This window comes from Victivallis sp. (assembly GCF_048170485.1).
Classification (GTDB): Bacteria; Verrucomicrobiota; Lentisphaeria; order Victivallales; family Victivallaceae; genus Victivallis.
Map to the genome: position 1 here is coordinate 1 of NZ_DBEXAY010000091.1, position 6,980 is coordinate 6,980.

The window sequence follows — 6,980 nt, forward strand, 5'->3', positions numbered from 1 at the left end:
ATAAGAAAAAAATTTTTCAATTTTATTAGACAGCGGCGAAATCCCCGGGAGAGAACTCTTCCCGGTCGGCCGACGGGTCGTAGGCGACATATCGCAGCAGGGAAGACGGTTTCTTGTGAAAATTTCCGGTTCAGATTACAAAATCTTTCTCGTAGGAGATGCGAAGCAGAAAACGGATGGTTCCAGCCAGGTCATGCATCAGGGCCATCGCCTCCGGTCGTGGGGTGGTGCAGATATGGAGAATGGCGTGAGAGAGAAGATTGTATATCTTGATCGAAAAGGAGTTGTACATTGCGATCGGCTTGTCCATCTCCTGCCGGAAAAGGGCGTCAAGCGGATTTGCTGGATTCAGGCTTCGGTCTGCGGCATCTTTCCGAATGGGAATTCCGGTTTTGAGGTTGCCCAGATGATTCTGGAATTTTTCGGAGAGGACCGATTTTACCAGTTGTTCGGCCAGCTCCTGATTCGCGCATTCCTGCCGGATGCAGAGCAGCTCCACTCCGGGCACGTTGACGTCGTTTCCTCCTGCCGGGAGCGGCAGTTCCACTGCGCAGAGCTCTTCGCTCAATCCGTTGCAATGGCTGCGGTACAGTTCCTGGCGGGTGATGATCCGGAGCGCGGGTTCGCAACCGTGTGACGGGGCATCGGGGGTGGGGCCGAGGATATCGCGAAGTTCAAGAATGCTGTCGAGAGCTCGAAGCATTTCCGGAGAGTCCAGACAGACCGGATCTTCGAGTGACGGGTCGAGAATTTTCCCGCCGAAACGGGCGGCAAATGTGAAAAACCAGAAGAGACGGGAGTCAAAGCCGAGAACCTTTTCTGCCGGCAGTCTCTGCCGCAGCGCCCAGATGCACTCCATGAATTCCTGCCAGCTCCAGTTCCGGCGCGGAACAGGAACTTTGTTTGCCTCGAATATCTTACGGTTGAATGCAACAATCCGGGGGGAAAAGAAGAGCGGGATCCCGTACAGCTTCCCGTCGATGCGGAAGGCGTCCAGCTGTGAAGTAAAGAAGAGTTGCGTATCGGGAAAGAGCCGGTTGAAAACCGGAGTGAGATCCATGTACTCTTCGTGGTGCCCGAAGAGATAGTGAGAGACCTGTATCTCATAGATGCCGCGCTGAGATTTGGTAGTGATCCAGAGCGCGGGATTATCTTGAATCAGCGGGGCAAGCTCCTGACGCAGAGTTGCGGGCGAACAGCCGTGGTAAAGAAGGAACGACTTCTGGATCAATCGTTTCTGCCAGTTTTCCCGCACGAAGGTGCCGTTGCGGGGGATGCTTAGAAGTATGCCCTGCTGCACAAGACTTTCGATGACGCTCTGCAGATGAGTGAAGCAGCAGCCGACTTCGCGGGCGAGGAGCCGGGCGCCGGGAAGTTTGTCGCCGGTATTCCACTCGCCGCTTTCGATCCGGTCGAGCAGGCGGTTGCGGATCTCCAGATTCTTATCGATTTTCAGATGGGGTTCTTCTGACATTGCCAAGTCGTTGTCGTTTTGTTTTCGCCGTGGTCTACAATATATCAGAAACAGGTTTTTGTCAAGTTTCTCGACCGTACGGATGGGGAGAAAATAGAAAAGATTGTACTATTGACTGTGTCAAGTGTGGCGTATCGAAAAGGGCGATTCGGAAGAGGGGGAGAACAGCGGAATCCTGTAAGCCGAAAAAAAATTCATATTCTTTCATAAGTCATACAATTTTTCCATTCCTTCTCCGTTAAAAAGAAAAACAGGTGTTGCATTATGCCGGAGCTGCCGGAAGCTGAAACAATCGGACGCGCTCTCAAACGCGTTATGGTCGGTCGGAAAATCGTTGAGGTTCGCGTATTCTCGCCCGCCATGCGGGAGCCGCTCACCCCGCTGCTCGACGCGGAACTGCCGGGGCGGCGGTTCGTCGACGTCCGCCGCCGCGCCCGCTATGTGATCGCCGAACTGGATGACGGCCGCGCGTTGCTGATGCACTTCGGCATGTCCGGCGTGGTCCGCGTCGAACCGGTCACTGTCCCGAAACGGAAGCATGAACACCTGTTTCTCGTGCTGGACGACGGCCGGGCGTTCCGTTTCGAATGCACCCGCCGCTTCAGCGTGTGCAAACTGTGCCGCCTGCCGGAGCCGGGCGGCTGGCCGCGGGAACTGGATGGCATCGGCGTCGAACCGCTCACAGCGAAGTTCGATGAAGAGTATCTTTTTCGTCTTTCGCGCAACCGGCGCGGCGCGGTGAAATGCTTTCTCATGGACAACGCCGTCGTCGCCGGAATCGGCAACATCTATGCCGCCGAGACGCTCTTCGCCGCCGGAGTGGATCCCCGGCGCCAGGCGGACAGCCTGACGCGGAGCGAGTGCGGCCGGATCGTCCGCGAGGCAAAGCGGATTCTCGCCCGGGCAATTGAACTTGGCGGAAGTTCCATCTCCGATTTCCTCAACGTCGATGGTTCGGAAGGGAAATTCGCGCAGGAGCTGCAGATCTACGGCCGGAACGGGCAGCCTTGTCTCACATGCGGCCGTACGGTGGAGTGTGTGCGGCTCGGCGGACGCAGTTCCTGCTACTGCCCGCACTGCCAGAAGTAGTGCCGGAGTGAAGAAACTCCGTTTTTTGAATTCCATACAATTTGCAACTTCGGTTTTCCGTAGTATTATTAATAAAATACACAGGAGTTGAGTGCGTTGAAAGATTTGCGGAATGCGGTCGGTGCAATGTGTGCGGTCCCCATGCCGGGAGTCACCGCATTGCATGCTTTGGCCGGCGAACTTCGGGCCGCCGGGCGGAGCGTGCGCTCTCTGGCGTTTGAGATTCCGCGTTTCGAGCCTCCGGCTGGCCTGCTTGACAGCTGCATCGAGTGGCTGCGGCAGGGGGAACCCGGAGGGGCTCCGGCGGCCGGTCTGCCGGAACTGCGGCGCGCTCTGGCGGAGAAACTCAGCCGGGACTGCAAAGTTCCTTGTACCGCGTTGAACCTGGTGGTGACGCCCGGGGAACGCTTTGCCCGGTTTGCCGCGATTGCCGCGTTGTGCGGGCCGGGAGACGAGGTGATTCTTCCGGTTCCCTGCCGGATGGAATATCGCGCTCTGGTTCACGCCGCGGGTGCAACCTGTGTCGAGCTGCGCACCCGGCCTCAGGAGGGATTTGAACTGGAGCCGGGGTTGCTGGAAGCGGCGGTGACCGGACGGACCCGGCTGTTGATTTTGAATACGCCGTCCTGGCCGGCGGGAACCGTTTACCGCCGCGAAACGCTTGAAGCGCTCGCCGCGATTGCGGTGCGGCATAACTTCATGGTGTTGTCGGATGAGTGTCTGGCGTCATTCATCGGTGAACCGGACCGGGCGCATGTGAGTTTCGCCTCGCTTTCAGATGAGGCGGCGAACCGGTGCATCACTTTAGGCGGATTTTCCGCCGGTTGTTTCATGGAGAATCATCCGGTGGGGTTTGTCGCCGCGCCGGAGTGGCTTTCGGGGCGGATCATCGCGCTGCTGCAGCTGGTTTCCGGCGGGGCGTCGGCGCTCGATCAGCACTGTGCGCTGGCTGCGCTCACTGCTCCGGTGCAACAGGAGATGGCAGAGCTCCGGCGCACGATCGTCGAAAATCGGGAATGGTTCTGCCGGAGTCTGGAAGCGGTTCCCGGGCTGGAACTCTTCCGGCCGGCGGGCGGGCTGTCTCTGCTCTGCGGAATTGCCGGTTTCGGCATGGATTCGGATTTGTTCTGTGAACGGTTGCTGCGGGAGGAACTGCTCGAAGCGGTTCCCGGGCGGGAATTCGGCGCAGAAGGGTATATCGGCCTCTCGTTTGCCTGTCCGGCGTCTTGGCTGAAAGATGCCGCCGGCAGTTTGGCCGCGTTTTGCGGAAAAATATTTCGCAGTGGATTGAACAAGGAGGGTTGTGTATGAGAAAATTTGGATGGTTCCTCTCCGCCGTGATGGTCGTTTCGGTCCTGGCCGGCGGGTGTGCTTCCACTTCCGGAAATGGTTCGGAAGAGAAGCCGCGTCCCGAACTCATGTCCGGAGAGGGGCGCGAAGATGCGAAAAAACTGGCTGACGAGTATGTTGCCGGTTTCGTCGCAGCTTTGAAAGAGAACAACTTCGACAAATTGAAGGCGGTGATCCCGGCGAATTCCAAGACGAAGGTCACTCCCGAGATGTTCGAACAGATGAACAAGGAGCTGACGGAGACGATGGGCCGGCTCATCAGCGCTCAGTATGTGACGGATCTGGATAAAAGCATCGTTCGCGATTATGTCTGGAAGTTCACCTTTGAGAAAAAGGCCGCCGGCGGGGCGATCAAAGGGCAACTTGTCCGCAATGAGCTTTTCTATATGGTCCGGGTCGGCCGGCTCGATGGAAAATATGTAATCGCAGGCACCGGATTCCGGTTGTAAAGCCGGACGGAATCGGAATGCATGTTATAAACGAGGTGGACAATGAAAACGTTAACGGAAAAACAGAAGAATATTCTGGAATTCATAGAGGAATTTCTGGACCGGGAAGGGATGGCACCCACGGTGTACGAAATTGCCGATCATTTCAACATCAAGACTTCAACGGTGTTTGCGCATCTGCGGGCGCTTCAGCGTAAAAAACAGCTCTCGCGCAGTTCCAAGGCGCGCAGCATCAGCCTGATGTCCCGGATGCGGGGCGCCCGCGGTGTGCCGCACGGCGCGCTGATGATTCCGCTGCTCGGGCGGGTCAACGCCGGAGCTCCGGCGGAGAGTCTCGAGTACAAGGAGGGGGAGATCTGTGTTACGTCGGCGCAGGTCAACGACTACCCGCTGGATCAGCTCTTCGCACTGCGGGTGCAGGGCGAGAGCATGCGCGACCTCGGGATCTATGACGGCGACATTGTGATTGTCGCCCAGACCGGCAACAAACCGCGCCCGGGCGATATCGTCGTGGCCCTGGTTCAGGGCAATGAGGTTACCGTGAAAAGCTTCTTCCCGAAGACCGGCGGCAGGATTGAACTGCGCCCGGCCAATCCGGAATATGACGTACAGATCTATCCGGCGGAAGAGGTCGCGATTCAGGGGCGGGTGATCGGCCTGCAGCGCAAATACTGAAATGGTCGCTTCTTTGTGCGGAACTCCTCCCGGAGTTCCGCATTTTTTATTTAGAAAAGCTCTCCCTGAACCATGCCGCCGCTCTTCTCCTCCGGCCGGGGAGGTTCTGGCGGTTCGGCGGCCGCCGCGGCGAAGAGATCGTCCGGATCCGCTGTTGCGTCAGGGGGGAGCTCCTTCAAAATGCTTTTGAGTTCATATTCGCGGCACAGGCCGGCGATTTTGTTCCAGTCCGGCTCATTCCGGTGCAGCAGGGCGTCGAGGTTGCGGAAGCGGGCGGGCAGATCCTGCCGCAACTGAATCAGTTTCCGGTTGCGACGCAGAAGCTCGGCGGTGCCGGCAAGTTTCTTTTCAAATTTGGAACCGGCAAGCCGTTCCGGGTGATCGATCCATTGTTCGATCGGGCCGAACTGGGTGAGCAGCTGGGCCGCGCTTTTGGGGCCGATGCCGGGAACGCCGGGAATGTTGTCCGAACTGTCGCCGATCAGCGAGAGATAATCGACGATCAGGGAGGGGGGAACCGAGAATTTTTTGACGATCTCTTCCGTGCCGCGCTCCTCGAAACCCGCGTTGCCTGCGGCGGGCGAAAGCATGTGCACCCGGTCGTCCACCAGCTGGGCCAGATCCTTGTCGGAGCTGACGATCCGGACCGGTGCATCAGTCGCGGCCCGGGCAATGGCGGCGATGAGATCATCCGCTTCAAACTCCGGCTCCTCCAGCAGCGGCCAGCCGAACGCTTCGGCCATGGTGCGGATGACCGGAATCTGGGCGCGGAGCGCATCCGGCATCGGCGGACGGTTCGCTTTGTATTCCGGATTGAGTTCCAGACGGAACCCGACCTTGCCGCAGTCGAAGAGCATCGCTCCCCGGGCGGTGGAATAGGTCTGCTGGATGTGGAGCAGCAGCCGGGTGAAGACGAAAAGCGCATTGGTCGGCTCCCCCCGCGAATTGGTCAGCATGCGGATGGCGAAGAAGGCGCGGAAAATCTGGCTGTAGGCGTCGATCAGGATCACTTCGTCGGGCATGGCGGATTCTCCGGGCGGACGCTTTCGATAAAACGGGTCAGTTCCGTTTCGAGATGGGGATAGAGCCGGTGCGGTTTGGAATCGGGGATCCAGATGCCGTGGCCCTCGTCTTCGGTCGAATATTCATAGTAGTCGACCCGGCACCCGAGAGCGCGCCCGCGGTCGCGGAACCGTCGTGCGCTTTCGACCGGCACCACCTGATCGTTGTCCCAGTGGGTGAGCAGGACCGGCGGAGAATCGGGCCGCAGGTATTGGAGCGGATTGGCCTCCGTCTGTTTTTCTTCCGTCGGTTCACCGCCGAAGAATGGCTCGTAACGGAAGCTGTGCAGCGCAAAATCGCTGGTAAGTTCGTCGATTCCGGAGATGGAGATGATTCCGGCAACCCGGTTTGGCGGGAGGCGCAGTCCGGTCATAAGCGCGAGATGGCCGCCTGCCGAACCGCCGCAGATCAGAAGTTTGCGCCGGTCCAGCCCGGCGAACTCCGGCACTTCGCCGTCGAGCAGAAATTTCGCCGCCATGAGGCAGTCGTCGCCGCAGGCTGGCCAGGGGGCGATGGTGGTCAGGCGGTAGTTGATGTTGAAGACCGCCCAGCCCAGCGAGGCAATGAATTGGGAGACGCCGCAGAAACTGGATTTGTCCTGGGCACTCCAGCCGCCGCCGTGAATGGTCAGAGCAACGGGGGCATGTTCCGGGTGTTCCGGCAGATAGAGGTCGCCGAGACCGCGCTCCCCGGCGGCCGGATTGTAACAGAGTTCCATCGTCATATTCACTCCTATGATAAAATTCCACTTCGATGCCGGGAAAAACTCAATTTTTTACGAGTTTGAATTGAGTAAAATCCTCAAACATCCAGTTGTTTTTTAATGTTCGATACACGATATCGAGGAATTTGCGAGCCAAGGCGATATTGGCTTTCGCTCC

The 6,980-nt window shown here is 58.3% G+C and carries 7 protein-coding genes; 4 read left to right on the forward strand and 3 right to left on the reverse strand.

Annotation, left to right across the window (positions count from 1 at the left end; translation table 11 throughout):
• Positions 1-130: 130 nt before the first annotated feature.
• Positions 131-1,474, reverse strand: coding sequence for a GntR family transcriptional regulator (locus ACMLHG_RS04850; RefSeq protein ID WP_417169736.1), 1,344 nt, complete (start codon positions 1,472-1,474; stop codon positions 131-133).
• 264 nt (positions 1,475-1,738) lie between these two features.
• Between ACMLHG_RS04850 and mutM the strand changes: the two genes are divergently transcribed.
• The 4 genes from mutM (at position 1,739) to lexA (ending at position 5,037) form a co-directional block, all read left to right on the forward strand.
• On the forward strand, positions 1,739-2,563 hold the full coding sequence (mutM, locus tag ACMLHG_RS04855; RefSeq protein WP_417169737.1) for a bifunctional DNA-formamidopyrimidine glycosylase/DNA-(apurinic or apyrimidinic site) lyase: 825 nt from the start codon (positions 1,739-1,741) through the stop codon (positions 2,561-2,563).
• 96 nt (positions 2,564-2,659) lie between these two features.
• A complete protein-coding gene (locus ACMLHG_RS04860; RefSeq protein WP_417169738.1) occupies positions 2,660-3,874 on the forward strand; it encodes a pyridoxal phosphate-dependent aminotransferase in 1,215 nt (404 codons plus the stop codon).
• A complete protein-coding gene (locus ACMLHG_RS04865) occupies positions 3,871-4,362 on the forward strand; it encodes a hypothetical protein (protein ID WP_417169739.1) in 492 nt (163 codons plus the stop codon). Before ACMLHG_RS04860 ends, ACMLHG_RS04865 begins: the two co-directional genes overlap by 4 nt.
• Before the next feature lie 42 nt (positions 4,363-4,404).
• Positions 4,405-5,037, forward strand: a complete 633-nt coding sequence (gene lexA, locus ACMLHG_RS04870) for a transcriptional repressor LexA (RefSeq protein ID WP_294433173.1) — start codon at positions 4,405-4,407, stop codon at positions 5,035-5,037.
• A gap of 50 nt (positions 5,038-5,087) precedes the next feature.
• Here lexA and ACMLHG_RS04875 read toward each other — a convergent pair whose 3' ends face one another.
• Together ACMLHG_RS04875 and ACMLHG_RS04880 are read right to left on the reverse strand one after the other, a co-directional pair.
• Positions 5,088-6,059, reverse strand: coding sequence for a 5'-3' exonuclease (locus tag ACMLHG_RS04875; protein ID WP_295808745.1), 972 nt, complete (start codon positions 6,057-6,059; stop codon positions 5,088-5,090).
• Complete coding sequence (locus ACMLHG_RS04880; protein WP_295808747.1) at positions 6,044-6,823, reverse strand: alpha/beta hydrolase; 780 nt, start codon at positions 6,821-6,823, stop codon at positions 6,044-6,046. Before ACMLHG_RS04880 ends, ACMLHG_RS04875 begins: the two co-directional genes overlap by 16 nt.
• Positions 6,824-6,980: the final 157 nt, after the last annotated feature.